Here is a 19,813-nt window from a genome sequence, read left to right as displayed (position 1 = left end):
GGGCGGCGGATGCGGCCCGGCGCGGCGTGGTCAGAGTTCCGCGTCCGCGCCCCCGTCCGGCTCGTACGCCAGCGTCACCGTCGCACGCCGCCCTCCCACCACGCAGTCGAGGGTCACGGGCAGGCCGGGGTCCGGGTTCGCCTCCAGCCAGTCGTGGACGCCGGAGAGCACGGCCGCGGGGTCGGGCCGTACCCGGGGCTCGGCGCGGGCCGGCATGCCGGACGCGTCGGAAGTGCGGGCGTCGAGACGTACGGACAGCAGCTCCGCGCCGCCGGGTGCGGAGTGCGGGAGTTCGCGTCGCCGCAGGACGCAGTGGTCGTGGGCGAGGACGGCCGCGGCGGTCCGGCAGGCCGCGAATTCCGCCAGGACATGGGCGCTCCACGAGCCCACGGTCCAGCCCGCTGCGGCGTCGGCGGTCGTGCGGGGCTGCCGCGCGCGCCGGTGGATGAGCCCGGCGCTCCGCATCTCGTTCAGCGTCGAGTAGCCGTCCTCCGCCGTCACATGTCCGCCGTGCGGACCGCCGTCCAACGGGTGGCGGGCCACCGACACGGCCGTCCCGGCCAGGTCGACGTGGGCCACCAGAGCCGTCGGCCGTCCCGCCGGGATCCGCGGAACGGGCAGGGGGCGCACCGGGACGGGCCCGGGGTACGGATCGAGCCCGAGCAGCGCGTAGCAGCGGGTGCGCAACCGCTCCAGCGAGCGCCCCTGTTCGGCGAAGGCCGAGGCCGCGAGCGCGGTGCCGGCTCCGGGACGGTGGGCGGTGACGGCGGCCTCGATCTGGGCGTCGGGCGGCTCGTGGTCCGACCAACGAGGCGCGTGGGCCAGGAGGTCGGCCATGGGGCTGGCCGGGATCAGCTCCGTACCGCCCTCGTAGCAGCCGATCACCGGCCGGTCCTGGGCCGCCGCGTACAGCGCCGTGGAGCCGTGGTCGGTCAATATGCAATCGGCGGCGACGAGCACCGCCGCCCACTCCTCGTAGGGCCGCGTCAGCAGCAGCCCGGAGTCCGGCGCGGGCGCGAGCCGCTGGCGCAGCGCGAACTCGCCGAGATCGCTGTGGACATTGGGGTGCGCGACGAGAGCCACCTGATAGCCGTCGTAGGGCAGTGCGGCGGTCAGCCGCCCCGGCAGCCCCGGCCGGCGCGCGAGCAGCGACTCGGGACCCCAGGTGGACACCACGGCCAGGAGCCGCCGCCCGCCGGTTCCCAGCGCTTCGCGAAACCGCTCCCGTCGCGGCCCGGAGGCCAGGATCCGGTCCAGCGTCGGATCCCCGACGACGGCGGCCCGCTCCGCGACGGCGGGGGAGCGCCCGGCGAGCGCGGCCAGCTGGTCGGGGTGCGCGAGCGCGTGCAGCGCGGCCAGCGGGGCCCCGTCGCGCAGCAACTGCCGTGGATGCAGACCGGAAGCGGAATCGTCCCCGGACGTGTGCGGCAGCCGCTTGTTGAATCCCGCTCCGTGCGGCAGCAGCACGAGCGGCCCCGGCAGCTCGTGCAGCGGCCCGTTGGGACTGGCCGCCACCACGAGATCGTGCCCGCCCCGCACCGCCTCAGCCCACGGAACGGTGCGCGCTCCGACCCCGTCGAGCGCCGCGAGCGCGTCCGTACCGAAGTCGGATCCGGGCACGAGTGTGAACCGTGGCCGCACCCGGTGGTCCCCGGCGAACACCGGAACCGTGTCCAGCAACCGGTTCAGCGCGGTCGCCGACCGAACGGCGTACAGCACGGTCCGCTGCCCGGTGTCCGGGCCGGGAGCGTTCGTCCCCCGCGATGTGCGGCCCGACGCGTCCGTTTCCTCAACTGCCCATACGGCTGAGGGCCCGTACGGTGGCTCCGGCGACATGCTGAAGATCGTACGCGCAGGGCGCAGGCGCCGCCCGGGCGCGTGACACGGCCGGAGCCGGGGGTACGGAGGTCGCGGCGCGTGGGCGCGCGAGCGTTCCGTACCCCCGGCTCCGGCGTGGACCCGTGGACCCGTGGACCCGTGGACCCGTGGACCCGTTCGCCCGGCCGCGAGGGGCGGGGCGGGGGCGGGCAGGGGGGGCGAGGTGTGGGGTCAGGCGGTCTGGAGAGTGAGGCCGTAGCGGCTGAGGATGGGCTTGATCGGCTGGTAGAAGGACTGGCCGCCGCTGGAGCAGTTGCCCGAGGCGCCCGAGGTGACTCCCTGGGCCTGGTCGCCGCTGATGAACGAGCCGCCGGAGTCGCCGCCCTCGGCGCAGGCGCTGGTCTGGGTCAGCGAGTAGACGAGCGCGCCGTTGCCGTAGTTGACGGTGATGTTCTTGCCCAGGAGGGTGCCGCAGCGCCAGTGGGTCGTGGAACCGGAGCGGCAGATGGAGGCGCCGACGGGGGCCTCGTTGGAGCCGCGGACCAGCTGGTCGGAGACGGTGCCCCAGCCGAGGACGACGGGGACGGTCCACCAGCCGCTGCCGACGTTGACCCAGGCGTAGTCGTTGCCGGGGAAGGTCGAGCCCTGGAAGTTGCCGATGTACGAGCCGTCCCAGCCGCTGACCGAGGCGCCGGTTCCGCCGCAGTGGCCGGCGGTGACGAAGCCGCCGTTCACGGAGAAGCCGATGGAACACCGGACGTTGCCCGTGTAGTACGGGTCGCCGCCGACGGTGCCCGCGGCGGTGGTGCTGGGAGCCTCGGCGCCTTCCTCGACGGTGACGGGGCCGGCCTGCCGGGCCCGGGCCACGAAGGCGCGGACGTCCTTGTCGTTCTGGTGGCCCGCGACGACGTTCACCACGACCTGGTTGGTCCGGGCGTCCACTCCCCAGCTGCCGACGCCGTCGGGGGCGGACCCGGCGAACGCGTCGATCTTCGCCTTGGCGGCGTCGAGCTGCCGGGCGCTGTGCTTCACCACGCGTACGGTCGCACCGGTCGCCCGGACGGCCTCGGCCTTGCCGGAGTCGGTGACGGCGACCGTCAGGCTGTTGCTGTCCGGGTTGAACCACGAGCCGCCGTACGACGATCCCGCCGCGCGAACGGCCTTTCCTTCCACGGCGGTCGCGGTCTTCTCCGCGGCCAGCCGGACCTTGGCCTGCTGGTCCGTCAGCCCCAGGTCCTTCCGCATGGCGGTGAGCATTCCGGCGGAGGCCGGCGCGTCGGTGGCGGGAGCGTCGGCGGGGGCTGCCGCGGCGGCGGGGGCGAACCCGGCGGTCGCCCAGGTTCCGATGAGGAGGAGGGCGGACAGACCGGTGCGTATGACTGTCGTACGTCTCATTGGGGGATGGCCCTTCTGGTTCCAGCGTCGTGGGGGTGGAGCAGCAGGTGCGTGAGAGCGCTCTCTGGCGCTGTCAGCCGGAGCGTAGCGGACGACTATTGGCAGGTCCATACCAAAAGATCAGGGCGTCGGAGCCGATTGTTCGCGCGGGCCGCCCACTCGGCCGCGTCCCTATCCGGACATGGCGCGATCGCGTCGGCCCGCCGCGGTGGGGAAAGGCGCCGGAGCCGGGGCGCGCCACGCCCCGACGGCCGCTCGACGCGGTTGCCCGCGGCAGGCGCGGGCGGCCGGAATCTCCCCCTGGTGCGGCCGGAACCTTCCTGTGCGGATCACGCAGGCGCCGCCCCGGTGCGGATCACCGTACGGCGCTCACTGCCGGTAGCCGCTGAGGAACCGGCCGATCCGGCTGATGGCGGCGTCGAGATCGTCCGCGTACGGCAGTGTCAGGATCCGGAAGTGGTCGGGGCGCGGCCAGTTGAAGCCCGTTCCCTGGACGACCTGGATCTTCTCGCGCAGCAGCAGGTCCAGGACGAACCGCTCGTCGTCGTGGATCCTGTGGACCTTGGGGTCGAGCCGGGGGAACGCGTACAGCGCGCCCCTCGGCTTCACGCACGAGACACCGGGGATCTCGTTCAGCTTCTCCCAGGCCCGGTCCCGCTGTTCGTGGAGCCTGCCGCCCGGCGCGACCAGTTCCTTGATGGTCTGACGGCCGCCGAGAGCGGCCTGAATGGCGTACTGGGCGGGCGCGTTGGGGCACAGGCGCATCGAGGCGAGCATCGTGAGCCCTTCGAGATAGCTGCGCGCGTGCTGCTTGGGACCCGAGACGACCAGCCAGCCGGAGCGGAAACCGGCCACGCGGTACGTCTTCGACAACCCGCTGAAGGTCAGGACGACCAGGTCGGGGGCGAGGGCGGCGGCGGTGTGGTGGACCGCGTCGTCGTAGACGATCTGGTCGTACATCTCGTCCGCGAACACCATCAGCTGGTGGCGGCGGGCGAGATCGAGGATGCCCTCCACGATCTCGCGCGGATAGACCGCGCCGGTGGGGTTGTTGGGGTTGATGATCACGACGGCCTTCGTCCGGTCGGTGATCTTCGCCGCCATGTCGTCCAGATCCGGGTACCAGTCGGCCGATTCGTCGCACAGATAGTGCACGGCCCGGCCCCCGGCCATCGTGGTGACCGCCGTCCAGAGCGGGAAGTCGGGGGCGGGGATCAGGACTTCGTCGCCGTCCTCCAGCAGTGCCTGCACGGACATCGCGATCAGCTCGGAGGCGCCGTTCCCGAGGAAGATGTCATCGACGGTGACATCGGGCAGCCCCAGGGTCTGATAGCGCTGGGCGACCGCGCGGCGGGCGGAGAGGATGCCGCGCGAGTCCGTGTACCCGTGCGCGCTGGGCAGCATCCGGATCATGTCCTGGACGATCTCCTCCGGCGCCTCGAACCCGAAGAGCGCCGGGTTTCCGGTGTTGAGGCGCAGCACGCTGTGGCCCGCCTCCTCCAGTGCGTCCGCCTGCTCGATGACCGGGCCGCGGATCTCGTAGCAGACCTCGTTCAGCTTGCTCGACTGCCGGAATTCCATGCGGTGGCCTCCCAGACCTTGATGCGATACTTGGTTTTACCAAGTGCCAGCTTGGAAAGTCCAACGACATGTCTAAACTGAGTCGCATGCCACGCCGTAGAAGCTACGACCAGTACTGCGCCGCCGCCCGCGCCCTCGACGCCGTGGGCGACCGCTGGACCCTGCTGATCGTGCGGGAGCTGCTGGCCGGTCCCCGTCGCTACACCGATCTGCACGCCGATCTGCCGGGCGTCAGCACCGATGTCCTCGCGTCCCGGCTCAAGGACATGGAGCGCGACGAACTGGCCACGCGGCGCAAGCTGCCCCCGCCCGCCGCCGCGTACGTGTACGAACTCACCGGGCGCGGGCGCGCCCTGCTGCCGGTCCTCGGCGCGCTGGCGGAGTGGGGCGCTCCGGCGCTGCGCGAGCGCCGCCCGACCGACGCTGTGCGGGCGCACTGGTTCGCCGTACCGCTGCTGCGGGCGCTGTCGGGGTCGCCGGCCGGGCCGCGTACGGAGGGCGTCGTGGAAGTGCGCCTCGACGAGGGTGTGTTCCATGTGCGGCTCGGTGTGGACGGGACGGAGGCGGCCCGTGCGGGCGAAGGCGTGTACGGGGACGGTCCGGCCGAGCGCCCCGACGCCTGTCTGGTGCTGGACGCGGGGGCCTGCCGCGAGCTGAGCGAAGGGTCCTTGACGGTCGCGGACGGGGTGCGTGACGGACGTATCGAGGTGACGGGCGACGGGGTGCTCGCGAAGGAGCTGCGCGGCGAGTGGGCCGGTCCGCCCCGAGGGTAGGGGCCGGTGCGCTCCCGTTTCCTGTCCGGCGAAAACGGGAAGATTCATCCCTGATGTCATATTTTCCCACGAAGCGGGACGGGTGGGATGAAAGACGAGGAACGACCGGAGGCACCCACGGATACCGAAACCGCCACGGTGGGCGAGGTGACCGCCTCGGCCTTCGGCGCGGCCACGGCGACGGTCGACGCGCGAGGCGTCGTGTCCGGCTGGAGCGCGGGAGCCCGCGCGCTGCTCGGATACCGGCGCTCCGAGATCGTGGGCCGGTCCGCCGCCCTCCTCCTCACCGCCCCGGCCCCCGCTCCCGGCCGCTCGCCCCGCCTCCCCGACAGCGTCGCGCGAGCCCTGCGGACCATGGACGAGCGGGGCCGCTGGAGGGGGACGGTGACGCTGCGGCACCGCGACGGCAGACACCTGGACGTGCCCCTGCTGGCACACCCCCGCACGACGCGGGACGGCGCCGGCGAGTGGCTTCTCGTCTCCCGTCCCGAAGGACCGGACCCGGCCCCGGCACACGACGACCCGGCGGCACACGACGACCCGGCGGCACACGACGCTCCGGCCGTACACGACGACCCGGCGGCACACGGCGACCCGGCCGTACACCACGACCCGGCGGACGCCGAACTCTTCGAGCAGTCCTTCGTCCAGTCCCCGTGCACCGAGGGCATGTACGACACGCGCCTGCGGCTGCGGCACGCCAGCGAGGGGATGCAGCACGCCCTGGGCGTCACCGAAAAGGACATCCGCGGACTGCGGCTCCCGGAATTCGCGCCGGGACCCGTGGCCGACGACATCGAGCGGCATATGCGGCTGGCGGTGGAGACGGGCGAGGCACAGCAGCTCGAACTGCCCACCCGCATGGCGGGCCACGCGCGCGAACTCGTCTGGTCCCTGTCCATCGCTCCGATCCGGACCGTCGACGGCCGGGTGCGCGGCGTGATCGTGGCGGCGCACGACCGGACCAGACAGTACGTCGCCCGGCAGCGGTTGCTCCTGGTCAACGCCGCCAGTACCCGTATCGGCACCACCCTCGACGTCGAACGCACCGCCCAGCAGCTGGCCGAGGTGTCGGTGCCCCTCCTCGCCGACTTCGTCACCGTCGATCTGCTGCCCGCCGTCACCGACGGCGGCGAACCGCGCCCCGGTCCGCTCAGTGGCGAGGTCATGCTGCGCCGCGCCGCCTGCGCCTCGGTCCTGGAAGGCTGCCCCGAACTGGTGATTCCGGTGGGGGAGACCGCCGTCTATCCGGGTTCGACACCCCCCGCCAGATCCCTGAGCAGCGGTAAGGGCCTGCTGGAGACGGTGATGGACCCCGGTACGGCGAGCTGGGAGAAGCAGGCCCCGGACCGCGCCGCCAAGATACGCGCGTTCGGCTTCCACTCCATGATGGCCGTCCCGCTGCGGGCCCGCGGCACCACCCTCGGCGTGGCGACCTTCTCCCGCCACCGCCGGCCGGACCCCTTCGAACAGGACGATCTGCTCCTCGCCGAGGAGATCACGGCGCGGGCCGCCGTCTGTGTCGACAACGCCCGCCGCTACACCCGCGAACGCGCGATCGCCCTCGCCCTCCAGCGCAGCCTGCTGCCGGCGGCGCTGCCCGAACACGTGGCGATCGAGGCGGCCTTCCGGTATCTGCCCACCGACACGGGGGCCGGGGTCGGCGGCGACTGGTTCGACGTGATCCCGCTCTCCGGTTCACGGGTGGCCCTGGTCGTGGGCGATGTCGTCGGACACGGCGTGCGGGCCTCGGCCACGATGGGCCGGCTCCGTACGGCGGTCCGCACCCTCGCCGATGTCGATCTCCCCCCTGACGAACTCCTCACCCACCTCGACGATCTCGTCACCCATCTCTCCGCCGAGGCGGCGAACGCCCGTGGCGCCGATACCGAGGAGGCCGGCGGGGCTGACGGGGCCGGCGGGGCCGACGGGGAGATCAGTGGAGATGTCGGAGCGACCTGTCTCTACGCGGTGTACGACCCGGTCTCCCGCCGCTGTTCCGTGGCCCGCGCCGGACACCCGGTACCCGCCGTGGTCAGCCCGGACGGTGGCGTCGAATTCCTCGACGTGCCCGCCGGACCCCCGCTCGGGCTGGGCGGACTGCCCTTCGAGAGCGTCGATGTGGAGCTGGCGGAGGGCAGCCTGCTCGCCCTCTACACCGATGGGCTGATCGCGTCGCGCGAGCGCGCCCCCGACGAGATGCTGGCCGCGCTGCGCACCGCCCTGGCGCGGCCCGGCGCACCGCTGGAGGAGATCTGCGACACCGTCCTGGGCTCGCTGCTCCCGGCCCATCCGGCCGACGACGTCGCCCTGCTGCTGGCCCGTACCCGCGCGCTCGGCACGGGTCAGGTGGTGACCTGGGAGCTGGCCCGCGATCCGGCCATCGTGGCGGAGGCGCGCAGAAACGTCTCGGCGCAGCTGGCCGCCTGGGGACTGGAAGAGGCGGTCTTCACCACGGAACTCGTGGTCAGCGAGTTGGTCACCAACGCCATCCGCTACGCCGAGGCGCCCATTCAGCTGCGGCTGATCCACGACGAGAGCCTCATCTGCGAGGTCTCCGACGGCAGCAACACCGCCCCCCATCTGCGCCGGGCGCGCGTCTCCGACGAAGGCGGCCGTGGGCTGCTGCTGGTCGCCCAGCTCACCCGGAGCTGGGGCACCCGGCAGAGCGCGACGGGGAAGACGATCTGGGCGGAACAGGCGCTTCCGGTGGAGATCGGCTGACCCGCGCCCGCGTCCGGCCTCCCCCCGGCGTCCGTGCCCGCGCCCGTTCCGGAATCCGGTGGACGAAGATGGCCGGGTGCGACTTGAAGCGATCACCTGGGAGCGGCTGACCGACACCCTCGCCGAGCGGGTGCTGAACACCACGACGGCGGACGGCGGTTCGTGGCCGCGCGTCGCCGTCGACGGAGCACCGGCCGCCGGGACAGGTGAGCGGGCCGAGGCGCTGGCCGAGGCGCTGCGGCTGCGCGGCCGTTCGGTCCTGGTGGTCGGGACGGCGGGCTTCCTGCGCCCCGCCTCGCTGCGCTACGAGTACGGGCGCGAGGACCCCGACACGTACTACAGCGGCTGGTTCGACACCGGCGCCCTGTGGCGGGAGGTCCTCGGACCGCTGGAGCCCGGCGGTACGGGGCTCGTCCTGCCCGACCTCTGGGATCCGGCCACCGACCGGGCGACGCGCAGCCCGCGCGCCGAACTCCCGCCCGGCGGCGTGCTGGTGCTGCACGGACCGCTGCTGATGGGGCACTGGTTCCCCTTCGACCTCACGGTCCATCTGCGGCTGTCCCCCGACGCGCTCCGGCGTCGCACGGAGGAGCCGGAACGCTGGACGCTCCCGGCGTTCGAGAGGTACGAGACCGAGGTCGCCCCGGCCGGGACCGCCGACGTGGTGGTACGGACCGACGATCCGCGGCACCCCGCGTGGGGCGGCTTCGGCGGCGGCCAGGACCGCGACTGACCCCGGACGCGGCGATCCGTGCCGCCGGTATTCGGGCCGCCCCCGGAGGCGTTGGAAGCCGTGGAAGTACTGGAAGAGCTGGAAGCCGCGGAAGCGCTGGAGGCTCGGAGGCCCCGGATACGCCCGCGCGGTCATGACGTCCGGGCCGTCCGTGGCCGCCCGCCCGGGATCGTCACCGCGAGGGCTCCCGCCCGGCACCCCGCCGCAGCGGCCCGCGCGGGCGAAGAGCCCGCGAGACGGGCGGCGAGAAAGGCGCCGGTGAAGGCGTCTCCCGCGCCGGTCGAATCCACCGCCTCGGCCGGGACCGGGGGCAGCCGTGCCGTGACCGCGCCCGCCTCGGCGACCAGCGCGCCGGCGCCGCCGAGGGTGACCACCGCGAGCGGTACCCGTCGGCTCAGCTCGGCGGCGGCCTCCTCCGGGTCGGTACGGCCGGTGAGGAGCCGCGCCTCGTCCGCGTTGGGCAGAAGCGTCTCCGCGCCCGCCACGGCCGTCAGGAAGCGACGGACACCCAACTCCTCGATGAATCCGGCCGAAGCGGGGTCCACACTCACCGGAATCCCGTGCTCCCGCGCCGACTCCATCGCGACCGCGGCCAGCTCGCGGGTGGTCGCGGCGAAGAAGAGATAGCCGGAGAGATGCAGCCGGCCGACCCCCTCCAGCAGGGCCGGCGACCAGTCCGCGGGCGTCAGCCGCAGCGTCGCGCCGCCGTCGGTGAGCAGGGTGCGTTCCGCGTCGGCGCCGACCAGGCAGATCACCGTTCCGGTCGGCGCCCGCTCGTCACGGACGAGATGCGCGCGTACCCCCGCCCGCCGCAGGCGCTCCCCGTGCCAGTCGTGGGAGTCCGTGCCCACCCGGGCCAGCAGCCGTACGTCGGGGCATCCGGCGCGCGCCGCCCAGCAGGCGGCGTTGGCCCCCGCGCCGCCCGGCAGCGTACGGATCTCGGCCGCCGTGTCGGTGCCGTGGGCGAGCGGCGTACGGTGGCGGGCCACCACATCCGTGACCACGTCCCCGATCACCAGCAGCGCACCGCCGCTCACCGGCCCGCCGCGGTCCTGGCCACGGCGATCCGTGCCGCGAGCCGTACATTGCCGCGCACCGCCGCGAGGTTGGCCTCCAGGGACGCGCCCCCGCTGCGCCGCGTCAGCTGCTCCAGCAGGAACGGGGTGACGGCCTGCCCGCCGATGCCCCGCTCCCGGCACGCGCCGAGGGCCTCGGCGAGCACCCGGTCGTGCAGCACCGGATCCAGCTGCTCCGGTTCCGGTACGGGATGGGCGACGATGATCGCCGACTCCGGGCCGCCGAGCCCGTCCTGCGCGTCCATCACCGCCGCGACCTCCTCGGGGGTACGCACCGTCCAGTCGACCGGTTCGCCGGAGGAGGCGAGATAGAAGCCGGGGAAACGGTCCGTCCCGTATCCCAGGACCGTGACGCCGAGGGTCTCCAGCCGCTGGAGCGTGGCCGGCACGTCGAGGATCGACTTGACGCCCGCGCAGACGACGGTGATCCGGGCGCCCGCCAGCAGCCGCAGATCCGCCGACTCGTCCTGGCTCTCGGTCCAGCCGCGGTGCACTCCGCCCAGACCTCCCGTGGCGAAGACCCGGATTCCGGCGCGCGCGGCCAGAAACGCCGTGGCGGAGACCGTCGTCGCCCCACTGGCGCCCGCCGCGAGCGCGGGAGCGAGGTCACGGTGGCCCAGCTTGCGTATGGACTCGTCCGCCGCCGTCCGCTCCAACTGGTCCTCGGTCAGGCCCACATGGGGCCGTCCGTCCAGCACGGCCACGGTCGCGGGTACGGCGCCACCGGCTCGTACGAGCGACTCCAGCTCCCGGGCGACCGCCAGATTGCGCGGGCGCGGCAGTCCGTGCGCGATGATCGTCGACTCCAGGGCGACCACGGGACGGCCCGTGGCGAACGCCTCACGTACCTCGGGGGACAACTGCGACGCGGTGCGGTGCGATGTGGTGTCTGACATGTCCCCATCCATGGCGCGTCCGGGGCCCGCGCAAACGTCGCCCGCCGCCGGTCGGTCCCGGCGGCGGCGCGGAAAGCGGCTCGGGAAGGGGCCCGGCGGCGGGCGACGGGACGGTCAGGCGGCTCGCACCCCGTCGAGCGCGCCGTGCGGGTTGAGCACGTACTTCCGGCTCGCGCCGTGGTCGAACTCCGCGTACCCGCGCGGTGCGTCGTCCAGCGAGATCACCGTCGCGTTGACCGCCTTGGCGATGTGGACCTTGTCGTGCAGGATCGCCATCGCCAGCTGCCGGTGGTACTTCATCACCGGACACTGGCCCGTGCTGAACTGATGACTCTTCGCCCAGCCGAGGCCGAGGCGCACCTTCAGCGTCCCCGTCCTGGCGTCCTGGTCGACGCCTCCCGGGTCCTCCGTGACGTACAGCCCCGGAATGCCGAGCGCGCCGCCCGCCCGCACCACGCCCATCAGGGAGTTGAGCACGGTCGCCGGAGCCTCCTCGGAATCCCGGCCGTGCGCCCGCGCCTCGAATCCGACCGCGTCGACGGCCGCGTCCACCTCGGGCTCGCCGAGGAGCTGGGCTATCTGGTCCTCCACCGGGCCCCGGGTGAGATCCACGGTCTCGCAGCCGAAACTACGGGCCTGCGCCAGCCGTTCCGCGTTGAGATCGCCGACGATGACGACGGCGGCCCCGAGCAACTGGGCCGACGCGGCCGCCGCCAGACCCACCGGCCCCGCACCCGCCACGTACACCGTGGAGCCGACCTCCGTGCCGGCCGTCACCGCGCCGTGGAAACCGGTCGGGAAGATGTCCGACAGCATCGTCAGATCGAGGAGCTTCTCCCGGGCAGCGTCCCGGTCGGGGAAGCGGAGCAGATTGAAGTCCGCGTACGGCACCATCACATACTCGGCCTGACCGCCGACCCAGCCTCCCATGTCGACATAGCCGTACGCCGCGCCCGGCCGGGCCGGATTGACGTTGAGGCAGATACCGGTCTGGCGCTCCTTGCAGTTGCGGCAGCGCCCGCAGGCGATGTTGAAGGGCACGGAGACGACATCGCCGACCGTGATGAACTCGACGTCGGGGCCGCACTCGATCACCTCGCCGGTGATCTCGTGGCCGAGAACCAGGCCCTCCGGCGCCGTGGTGCGGCCGCGCACCATGTGCTGGTCGCTGCCGCAGATATTGGTGGCGAGCACCTTGAGGATGACCCCGTGCCGACAGGTGCGCCCCACATTGTCCGGGGCCACCCCCGGCCCGTCCTGGAGCTGGAGCGTCGGATACTCCGTGGTCCTGACGTCCACGATGCCCGGTTTGATGTACGCGACCGCCTTGTTTCCACCGCTCATGCCGGTTCGCCGTCCCTTCGGATCTGCGTCGGATGTGCTCGTCGGGTGCGCTCGCCGCGCGGATGACTCGGTCCGGGTGGAGTCTGCTACCGCTCGGGCGGTCCGGCCAGTGCCGCGTACGGGGACGCCGGTGCGCCGACTTCGCCGGGCTGTACGCGCGGTGGTGCTCCACCACTCAGCCTAAGTCCGACCTAGAAAGCGGACAAGTAGCAGTAAAGTCCGCGAATCGACCCTGGTTCGGCGAGTGCGGGACCAGGCGAGTGCGGGATCGGCCGGGCGACGGCTCGGCGGGGCCCCGAGGGGGCCCTCCCGGCTCAGAACAGCGGTGCCGGGAGGACCCCCTCCAGGGCCAGCAGCTGCCGTTTCGTCTCCAGCCCGCCGCCGAAGCCGCCGAGCCCCCCGCCGCTCTCCACCACCCGGTGGCAGGGCACCACCACCGGCAGCGGATTGGAGCCCATCGCCGCACCCACCGCCTGCGCGCCCCCGGGGTGCCCCACCCGCTCCGCCAGCGTTCCGTACCCGACGACCGTGCCGTACGGGACGCCGGCCGCCAACTCGCGCAGGACCCGCTCGTTGAACCCGGAGGACAGCGACCAGTCCAGCGCCAGCCCGAACTCCAGCACCTCACCCGCGAAATACCCGGACAACCGGCGTATCGGCTCGGCCAGCAGCCCCGAAGCGCACGCGACCGGCTCGGCGCCCAGCCGGCCGGCCATCCGCCGGAGCGCCCGCTCCCGCACCGGCCCCCGGGCGTGGAAGACCACGCTCACCAGCCCGCGCGGGGTCGCGGCCAGCAGCAGCGGCCCGATGTCGCTCGGCACGACCGCCCACTCCACCGTGGGCCGCGACTCCCCGTACTCGTTCATGCGGACCACGGTACGGGCCGCCACCGACAATCGGGTTCGGCGACCGCCCGGACGGCTCCGCCGCCCGGCTCAGCCCAGCGCGTCGCGCACCACGTCGGGGCTGTTGGTGATGATCCCGTCCACCCCGAGGTCCCTGACCCGTACCGCGCCCGCGGCGTCGTCGACCGTCCAGGTGTTCACCGTGAGCGGTCTGCCGTGCGGGCCCTTCAGCCGGTGCGCCGCCGTGACATGAGCGGTGGTGAGCGAGGTGTGCGACGGATTGATCTGGTCGGTGAACGCGGCGTAGTCGGGCAGATCCGCCACCTCCGGTGTGCCCAGGAAACCCGTAGTGATCTCCGGTCGCCGCTCGTGCACCGTGCGGACGCTGTCCGCGGCGAAGCTCTGGACGACCAGCCTGCGCGCGACGTGCGAGCGGTCCAGCCAGCCCTCCGTGCGCAGCACGCGCAGGATGTCGCCCTCGATGCCCGGATACAGCTCGGGCGACTTGATCTCCAGGAGCAGCTTCTGGCCGTTGGCCTCGACGGATCTCAGATAGCGGCTCAGGGTCGGCACCCGTGCGCCCGCCCACCGCTCGCCGAACCAGCTGCCCGCGTCCAGCCGCGCGATCTCCGCCGCCGTGAAGTCCTTGACTTTCCAGGGAGCGCGGTCGGGGAAGACCCGCTCGGCGTCCGTGGTCCGCCGCAGTGTGTCGTCGTGGATCACGACCAGCTCGCCGTCCCTGGTGCGCTGGACGTCGTTCTCCACCCAGTCGATGCCCAGGTCATGGGCCCGGTCGACGGCGGCGAGGGTGTTCTCGGGCGCGTACGCCGAGGCGCCCCGGTGGGCGATGACCAGCGGGCGCCCGTGCCGCGTGTCCGCCTCGTGGGCCTGCCCGACCGCCGTGGCGGCGCTCGGCGCGACCAGTAACGCGGCACCCAGCAGCGCGGCGACCACAGTCAGTGAGGATCGTGTCTTCAACGGAACTCCTCGTGCTCGTGCGGATAAGAAGAGGGGAATCGAGGCGCGTACGCGGAGCGGACCCTGAGGGGGCCAGGGCCATAATGAGGCCAAGGTCATATCGACAAATCGTCAGACATCTGTTTGATTCGCGCGCTTGCCGTCCTACCCTCCCGGAACCAGCGCATCCGTACAGTAAGCACAAGGGGCGAAGGGCACACCACTATGCAGGGCACCATCGACGGATTCAGCTACGGCCTCGTCACACCCGTGGCGGCCTTTCTCATGGCCTGCCTCGGCGCGGCACTCGGCCTGCGCTGCACCGCGAGATCCCTGCGCGCCCGCAGCTCCTGGAAGCCGGGCGGCCTCGCGCTCGGCGCGGCCTCGGTCGGCTCCGGCATCTGGACCATGCACTTCATCGCGATGACGGGTTTCTCCGTCGCCGAGGCGCCGATCGGCTACGACGCGCCGACGACCTTCGCCAGTCTGGCCGTGGGCATCGTCATGGTCGGCATCGGGATCTTCATCGTCGGATACCGGGGCTCCACCCGGATGGCGCTCGTCACCGGCGGCATCATCACCGGCCTGGGCATCGCCACCATGCACTACCTCGGCATGGCCGGGGTGCGGGTGAACGGGCGCGTCGACTACGACATCCCGACCGTCACGCTCTCCGTCCTGATCGCCGTCGCCGCCGCGACGGCCGGGCTGTGGGTCGTCGTCTCCTACGGAGGCTTCCGGGCCGGCCTGGTCGCCAGCCTGGTGATGGGCCTCGCCGCGACCGGCATGCACTACACGGGGATGGCCGCGGTCCATGTCCATCTGGCGGAGACCGGCGGGGCGCCCGGCGGCGCCCCGGCCACCGAACTGCTCATCCCGATGCTGATCGGCCCGGCGGTCTTCCTGCTGCTGGCCGGGGTGGCCGTGCTGTTCGACCCGTTCCTGGTGACCGGCCGCAACCGCACCCGCGGGCCGGACCGGGAGGAGCGCCCCGCACCGGCCGTTCCCGGTCCGTGCGGCCACACGCGGGTGCCCGCGCAGCGGACCCGGACGCGCGTCCCCCACCGCGAACCAGCGGACCGTGCGGCCGCCCGATCCGCCCGGCCCCGCCGCGGCTCCCAGGACCTCCACGACTGGTGACCGGCCGGTGTTCCGGCGCCCGTCCGCCGCCGGAATCGCCCGACTGTCGGTGCGGGGTCGTACGGTGGATTCATGCGGCCCGTTTCCAAGATCGAACGTACGGTGGCGCCTTTCGAGGTCGTCAGCTCCTACCAGCCCAGTGGCGACCAGCCGACGGCCATCGCCGACCTGGAGCGGCGTGTCCGCGCGGGGGAGAAGGACGTCGTCCTGCTCGGCGCGACCGGCACGGGCAAGTCGGCGACCACCGCCTGGATGATCGAGAGGCTTCAGCGCCCCACCCTGGTGATGGCGCCGAACAAGACGCTCGCCGCCCAGCTGGCGAACGAGTTCCGCGAGCTGCTCCCCAACAACGCCGTCGAGTACTTCGTCTCCTACTACGACTACTACCAGCCGGAGGCGTACGTCCCCCAGTCGGACACCTACATCGAGAAGGACTCCTCCATCAACGAGGAGGTGGAGCGGCTGCGCCACTCGGCGACGAACTCTCTGCTGACCCGCCGGGACGTGGTCGTCGTCGCCTCGGTCTCCTGCATCTACGGCCTCGGCACCCCGCAGGAGTACGTGGACCGCATGGTGCCGCTGAAGGTCGGCGCCGAGATGGACCGGGACGAGCTGCTGCGCCGTTTCGTCGACATCCAGTACACGCGCAACGACCTGGCGTTCGCGCGCGGCACCTTCCGGGTGCGCGGCGACACCATCGAGATCTTCCCGGTCTACGAGGAGCTGGCCGTCCGGATCGAGATGTTCGGCGACGAGATCGAGGCGCTCTCCACGCTGCACCCGCTCACCGGCGAGGTCATCAGCGACGACCAGGAGCTGTACGTCTTCCCCGCCAGCCACTACGTGGCAGGACCCGAGCGGATGGAGAAGGCGGTCAACGGGATCGAGCGCGAGCTGGAATCCCGGCTGGCCGAGCTGGACAAGCAGGGCAAGCTGCTGGAGTCCCAGCGGCTGCGGATGCGCACCACGTACGACATCGAGATGATGCGGCAGATCGGCTCCTGCTCCGGCATCGAGAACTACTCGATGCACTTCGACGACCGCGGCCCCGGCTCGCCGCCCAACACCCTCCTCGACTACTTTCCCGAGGACTTCCTGCTGGTCATCGACGAGTCGCATGTCACCGTGCCGCAGATCGGCGCGATGTACGAGGGGGACGCGTCCCGCAAGCGGACCCTGGTCGACCACGGCTTCCGGCTGCCGTCCGCCCTCGACAACCGGCCCCTCAAGTGGGAGGAGTTCCAGGAGCGGATCGACCAGACCGTCTACCTCTCCGCCACTCCCGGCAACTACGAGCTGTCCCGCTCCGACGGCTTCGTGGAACAGATCATCCGCCCCACCGGGCTCGTCGACCCGGAGGTCGTCGTCAAGCCCACCGAGGGCCAGATCGACGACCTGGTGCACGAGATCCGCGAGCGCACCGCGAAGGACGAGCGCGTCCTGGTGACGACCCTCACCAAGAAGATGGCCGAGGACCTCACCGACTACTTCCTGGAGCTGGGCATCCAGGTGCGCTATCTGCACAGCGACGTCGACACCCTGCGCCGGGTCGAGCTGCTGCGCGAGCTGCGGGCCGGGGAGTACGACGTCCTGGTCGGGATCAACCTGCTGCGCGAGGGCCTCGACCTCCCCGAGGTCTCCCTCGTGGCGATCCTCGACGCGGACAAGCAGGGCTTCCTGCGCTCGGGCACCTCGCTGATCCAGACCATCGGCCGGGCGGCGCGCAATGTCTCCGGCCAGGTCCATATGTACGCGGACAAGATCACACCGGCGATGGAACACGCCATCGACGAGACGAACCGCCGCCGCGAGAAGCAGATCGCGTACAACACGGAGCGCGGCATCGACCCCCAGCCGCTCCGCAAGAAGATCAACGACATCGTCGCGACCATCGCGCGCGAGGAGGTCGACACCGAGGCGCTGCTCGGCACCGGCTACCGGCAGGCCAAGGACGGCAAGCCCGCCAAGGCCCCGGTGCCCTCGCTCGGCGCGAAGGCCGGCCGCAAGGGCGGCGCGGCCGGCGCGGTGGTCACGGACCGGCCCGCGGCGGAACTGGCCGGGATCATCGAGGAGATGACCGACCGGATGCGGGCCGCCGCCGCCGAGTTGCAGTTCGAGGTGGCCGCCCGGCTGCGTGACGAGGTCGGCGAGCTGAAGAAGGAGCTGCGGCAGATGAGAGAGGCGGGACTCGCCTGACACACCGGGGCGTCGGGTTGTGTCGCAGGAGCGCCACAGAACCGGCGCGGAGCCGCTGAGCCACCCCGGACCCTGCGTAGGGTTCCCCGCAACCGCACACGGACGGTGGCGGGGAGCCATTCGAGAAGGGGGACAGCGCGTGGTGGACGTATCCAAGGGCAGCGCGCCCGGCGGCCCTGGCGTCAATCTGGCCAAGGGGCAGGGCATCAGCCTGGAGAAGAAGGGCGGCGGCACCCTGACCGCCGTGCGGATGGGGCTCGGCTGGCAGGCCGCGCCGCGCCGGGGACTCTTCGGCTCCCGTACGCGCGAGATCGACCTCGACGCCTCGGCGGTGCTGTTCGCCGACAAGCGGCCGGTCGACGTCGTCTTCTTCCGCCACCTCGTCAGCGACGACGGCTCGGTGAAGCACACCGGGGACAATCTGGTCGGCGGGGCGGGACAGGGCGGTGACGACGAGGCGATCCTGGTCGACCTGGAGCGGGTTCCGGCCCATATCGACCAGATCGTCTTCACGGTGAACTCGTTCACCGGCCAGACGTTCCAGGAGGTCCAGAACGCGTTCTGCCGCATCGTCGACGAGACGAACGGCCAGGAGCTGGCCCGGTACACCCTGGACGGCGGTGGCCGATACACCGCGCAGATCATGGCGAAGGTCCACCGCTCCGACGCCGGGTGGCGGATGACGGCCCTGGGCAGCCCGGCGAACGGCCGTACGTTCCAGGACCTGATGCCGGCGATCCTGCCGCAGCTCTAGCCCGCGCTGCCGCGAGCGGGCTGCCCGACGGGTGGCCGGGAAAGGCCGTGTATCCCTCCATGCCGCCCGCGCAGTACGTGTCGCGGTTGCCGGTGGCGAGGGGTGGCCGTGGGTGACTCGGCCGACGAGGTCTGGACCGGCGGCCCCCGACCCGGGGTCGCCGGCCGGGCCGCCCGGGCCACCGGCCCGCGCGGCCTCCCGTGACACGAAAACGGTCCACCGGCTCCGGCGGCGGACTTTTGCGCCAAGTGGCGCAAAAATGTAGCGCACCATCGTCCTGACCTGCATACTTGGGGCTTCTTTACCTTCCTCTTTACCTTTTCTTGGGTTTTGCTGTAGTCTTCTTCGCAGCGGAGGGGAGTACTCCCACCATCGCGACGTACCCGTCAATACGGACCGCCATCGGTCCCGGGGCGTCGGCCCGGGACGCGGCTGAGCCGCCCGGGTGGAGGAGACCTCCGGCAGCGGACAACGCTGATCAGTTGCCGTACCAAGCCGGAGGAACAGTGGACGTCTCTTTGAACCTGTGGGTGCTGACCATTCTTGGTCTGTCCGCCCTGATCGCCGTCGACTTCTTCATCGGGCGCAAGCCCCATGACGTGTCGATGAAGGAAGCCGGCATCTGGACGGTCGTCTGGATCGCCCTCGCCGCGCTGTTCGGCCTCGGCCTGATGCTGTTCGGTACGGCGCAGGCGTCCGGAGAGTTCTTCGCGGGCTTCATCACCGAGAAGTCACTCAGCGTCGACAACCTCTTCGTCTTCGTCCTGATCATGGCGAAGTTCTCGGTGCCGACCCATCTCCAGCAGCGCGTGCTGCTGATCGGTGTGCTGATAGCCCTGATCCTGCGCGCCGTGTTCATCGCCGCGGGCGCCGCCATCATCGCCAGCTTCTCGTGGGTCTTCTTCATCTTCGGCGCGTTCCTGATGTACACCGCCTGGAAGCTCATCCAGGAGGCGCGCTCCGACGAGGAGGAAGAGGAGTTCGAGGAGAACCGCCTCCTGAAGTCCATCGAGAAGCGCTTCGGCGTCGCCGACCGCTACCACGGCACCAAGCTGTTCATCCGGGCCAACGGCAAGCGGGTCCTGACGCCGCTGATGGTGGTCATGCTCGCGATCGGGACCACCGATGTCCTCTTCGCGCTGGACTCCATCCCCGCGATCTTCGGCCTGACGCAGGACCCGTACATCGTCTTCACCGCCAACGCGTTCGCCCTGATGGGGCTGCGTCAGCTCTACTTCCTGATCGGCGGCCTGCTCAAGAAGCTGGTGCACCTCAGCTACGGCCTGTCGGTGATCCTCGGCTTCATCGGTGTGAAGCTGGTGCTGCACGCACTGCACGAGGCCGGGGTCCACGTCCCCGAGATCTCCATTCCGGTCTCGCTCGCGGTCATCTGCGGTGTGCTGGTCGTCACCACGATCACCAGCCTCATCGCCTCCAAGAAGCAGGCGGAGCGCGAGGCGGCCGAGGCGGACGGCGACGACCCGGGCCGGGGCGGCGAGTCCGGCAAGGACAGCATCCAGGTCTGACCCACGCGGTCAGAAGCGCGGGGCGGGTGTCAGAGCCGCCACTCGCCCCGCGTGC

At 71.8% G+C, this 19,813-nt stretch carries 15 protein-coding genes; 7 read left to right on the top strand and 8 right to left on the bottom strand.

Translation table 11 applies throughout. The features are described from left to right. Window positions 1–30 precede the first annotated feature (30 nt). The 3 genes from ACFY6S_RS08295 to ACFY6S_RS08285 form a co-directional block, all read right to left on the bottom strand. Complete coding sequence (locus ACFY6S_RS08295) at window positions 31–1,836, bottom strand: translation initiation factor 2 (RefSeq protein ID WP_388820317.1); 1,806 nt, start codon at window positions 1,834–1,836, stop codon at window positions 31–33. A gap of 213 nt (window positions 1,837–2,049) precedes the next feature. Then, a complete protein-coding gene (locus ACFY6S_RS08290) occupies window positions 2,050–3,213 on the bottom strand; it encodes a S1 family peptidase (protein ID WP_388820314.1) in 1,164 nt (387 codons plus the stop codon). A 369-nt stretch (window positions 3,214–3,582) separates the two neighbouring features. Then, on the bottom strand, window positions 3,583–4,794 hold the full coding sequence (locus tag ACFY6S_RS08285) for a pyridoxal phosphate-dependent aminotransferase (RefSeq protein ID WP_388820311.1): 1,212 nt from the start codon (window positions 4,792–4,794) through the stop codon (window positions 3,583–3,585). 86 nt (window positions 4,795–4,880) lie between these two features. Between ACFY6S_RS08285 and ACFY6S_RS08280 the strand changes: the two genes are divergently transcribed. From ACFY6S_RS08280 to ACFY6S_RS08270, 3 genes are all read left to right on the top strand, one after another. Continuing rightward, window positions 4,881–5,567 carry a winged helix-turn-helix transcriptional regulator gene (locus ACFY6S_RS08280; protein WP_388820308.1) on the top strand — a complete coding sequence of 229 codons (687 nt, stop codon included), beginning with the start codon at window positions 4,881–4,883 and terminating at the stop codon, window positions 5,565–5,567. 87 nt (window positions 5,568–5,654) lie between these two features. After that, the gene (locus ACFY6S_RS08275) at window positions 5,655–8,291 is read left to right on the top strand and encodes a SpoIIE family protein phosphatase (protein ID WP_388820305.1); all 2,637 of its coding nucleotides are present in this window, start codon (window positions 5,655–5,657) and stop codon (window positions 8,289–8,291) included. A 76-nt stretch (window positions 8,292–8,367) separates the two neighbouring features. Continuing rightward, a complete protein-coding gene (locus ACFY6S_RS08270; RefSeq protein ID WP_388820302.1) occupies window positions 8,368–9,024 on the top strand; it encodes a uridine kinase in 657 nt (218 codons plus the stop codon). Between the two features lie 131 nt (window positions 9,025–9,155). Here the strand turns inward: ACFY6S_RS08270 and ACFY6S_RS08265 are convergent, their stop codons facing one another. The 5 genes from ACFY6S_RS08265 to ACFY6S_RS08245 form a co-directional block, all read right to left on the bottom strand. Next, on the bottom strand, window positions 9,156–10,061 hold the full coding sequence (locus ACFY6S_RS08265; RefSeq protein ID WP_388820299.1) for a carbohydrate kinase family protein: 906 nt from the start codon (window positions 10,059–10,061) through the stop codon (window positions 9,156–9,158). Continuing rightward, complete coding sequence (locus ACFY6S_RS08260) at window positions 10,058–10,996, bottom strand: pseudouridine-5'-phosphate glycosidase (protein WP_388820297.1); 939 nt, start codon at window positions 10,994–10,996, stop codon at window positions 10,058–10,060. Before ACFY6S_RS08260 ends, ACFY6S_RS08265 begins: the two co-directional genes overlap by 4 nt. A 114-nt stretch (window positions 10,997–11,110) precedes the next feature. Further along, window positions 11,111–12,340 carry a formaldehyde dehydrogenase, glutathione-independent gene (gene fdhA / locus ACFY6S_RS08255; protein ID WP_388820294.1) on the bottom strand — a complete coding sequence of 410 codons (1,230 nt, stop codon included), beginning with the start codon at window positions 12,338–12,340 and terminating at the stop codon, window positions 11,111–11,113. Between the two features lie 314 nt (window positions 12,341–12,654). Then, window positions 12,655–13,206: a methylated-DNA--[protein]-cysteine S-methyltransferase gene (locus ACFY6S_RS08250; RefSeq protein WP_388820291.1), complete on the bottom strand. Its 552-nt coding sequence runs from the start codon at window positions 13,204–13,206 to the stop codon at window positions 12,655–12,657. A 69-nt stretch (window positions 13,207–13,275) separates the two neighbouring features. Further along, window positions 13,276–14,163 (bottom strand): glycerophosphodiester phosphodiesterase, encoded by an 888-nt coding sequence (locus tag ACFY6S_RS08245; protein WP_388820288.1) that lies wholly within the window; start codon window positions 14,161–14,163, stop codon window positions 13,276–13,278. 204 nt (window positions 14,164–14,367) lie between these two features. On the opposite strand from ACFY6S_RS08245, the gene ACFY6S_RS08240 reads away from it, so the two are divergent. From ACFY6S_RS08240 to ACFY6S_RS08225, 4 genes are all read left to right on the top strand, one after another. Further along, window positions 14,368–15,282 carry an MHYT domain-containing protein gene (locus ACFY6S_RS08240; RefSeq protein WP_388820285.1) on the top strand — a complete coding sequence of 305 codons (915 nt, stop codon included), beginning with the start codon at window positions 14,368–14,370 and terminating at the stop codon, window positions 15,280–15,282. 72 nt (window positions 15,283–15,354) lie between these two features. Continuing rightward, on the top strand, window positions 15,355–17,478 hold the full coding sequence (gene uvrB / locus ACFY6S_RS08235; protein WP_388820282.1) for an excinuclease ABC subunit UvrB: 2,124 nt from the start codon (window positions 15,355–15,357) through the stop codon (window positions 17,476–17,478). 139 nt (window positions 17,479–17,617) lie between these two features. After that, window positions 17,618–18,232, top strand: coding sequence for a TerD family protein (locus ACFY6S_RS08230; RefSeq protein WP_388820279.1), 615 nt, complete (start codon window positions 17,618–17,620; stop codon window positions 18,230–18,232). A 506-nt stretch (window positions 18,233–18,738) separates the two neighbouring features. Beyond that, on the top strand, window positions 18,739–19,758 hold the full coding sequence (locus ACFY6S_RS08225) for a TerC family protein (protein WP_388820276.1): 1,020 nt from the start codon (window positions 18,739–18,741) through the stop codon (window positions 19,756–19,758). Window positions 19,759–19,813: the final 55 nt, after the last annotated feature.

This window comes from Streptomyces sp. NPDC012835 (genome assembly GCF_042900885.1).
Lineage (GTDB): Bacteria > Actinomycetota > Actinomycetes > Streptomycetales > Streptomycetaceae > Streptomyces.
This window is presented reverse-complemented; position numbering and strand designations above follow the sequence as displayed.